Origin of the sequence: Trujillonella humicola (assembly GCF_046233715.1) — a bacterium.
Lineage (GTDB): Bacteria > Actinomycetota > Actinomycetes > Mycobacteriales > Geodermatophilaceae > Trujillonella > Trujillonella humicola.
Genome location: NZ_JBJNRJ010000128.1, coordinates 1 through 1,207, shown reverse-complemented (window position 1 = coordinate 1,207; position 1,207 = coordinate 1). Strand labels below are relative to the sequence as shown.

The window sequence follows — 1,207 nt, the reverse complement described above, 5'->3', positions numbered from 1 at the left end:
GGCTGCTGTCGGGCTTGGAGCGCAAGAATGGGTGGACGCTGGCCGAGCAGGCCGGTGACCGGACGCCGGATGCGACGCAGCGGCTGCTCAACCACGCCGACTGGGACGCCGACGCAGTCCGCGATGACCTGCGCGATTACGTCGTGGAGTACCTCGCGGACGAGTCTGCGGTGCTGGTGATCGACGAGACCGGGTTCCTGAAGAAGGGCACCAAGTCCGCCGGGGTGGGCCGGCAGTACTCCGGCACCGCCGGACGGATCGAGAACTGCCAGATCGGGGTGTTCCTGGCCTACGCCGCCGCGAGCGGGCGGACGTTCATCGACCGGGAGCTGTACCTGCCCAAGGCGTGGACCGAAGACCGGCACCGCTGCGCGGAAGCAGGCATCGGTGCCGACGTCGAGTTTGCGACCAAGCCGGAACTGGCCCTGCTGATGCTGACCCGCGCCGTGGACGCCGGTGTGCCGGCCGGCTGGGTCGCCGGCGACGAGGTCTACGGCCAGCACTCCGGCCTGCGCCTGGCGCTGGAGGAACGCGGCATGGCCTACGTGCTCGCCGTGCCGGTCAACCAGCACGTCATCGCCACCATCGACGGTCGACCGGCCGACGCCCGGGTCGACGCGCTGTCGGCCGCCGCCGGCGAGGCGCAGTGGCGGCGGTTGTCGGCCGGAGTGGGCGCCAAGGGCCCCCGCAACTATGACTGGGTGCGGGTCCCGATCCGGCCACTGTCCGAGCCGGGCCGGTACTGGCTGCTGGTGCGCCGCCGCCTGTCCGACGGCGAACTGGCCCACTACCTGTGCTTCTGCCCGCCGGAAGCCTCGCTGGCCGACCTGGTCGGCGTCGCCGGGCGCCGCTGGGCGATCGAGGAGTCCTTCGAGACCGCCAAGGGCGAAGTCGGGCTGGACCAGTACCAGGTCCGCCGCTACGACGCCTGGTACCGGCACATCACCCTCGCCTGCTGGGCCCACGCCTTCCTGACCGTCACCCGCGCCGCCACCAACGGCGAAAAAGGGGGGTCCCCGACCTACGCGGCGAGCTGACCGAACTATCCGTCCCCGAGATTCGCCACCTGGTGGCCTGCCTGGCCTGGCGCTCCGTCCACGACCCCGAGCATGTCCTGAGCTGGTCCTTCTGGCGCCGCAGACACCAGGCCCGGGCCCGCCGCTGTCACTACGTTCGAAGGGGTGCAGCCGACGAAGTGCGGCTGTAG

1 protein-coding gene is annotated in these 1,207 nt (G+C 71.3%); it reads left to right on the top strand.

Going from position 1 to position 1,207, the window contains the following annotated elements:
- A partial coding sequence (locus ACK586_RS25380; protein ID WP_409333312.1) for an IS701 family transposase occupies positions 1 to 1,037 on the top strand: 1,037 nt, incomplete at its 5' end.
- Positions 1,038 to 1,207: the final 170 nt, after the last annotated feature.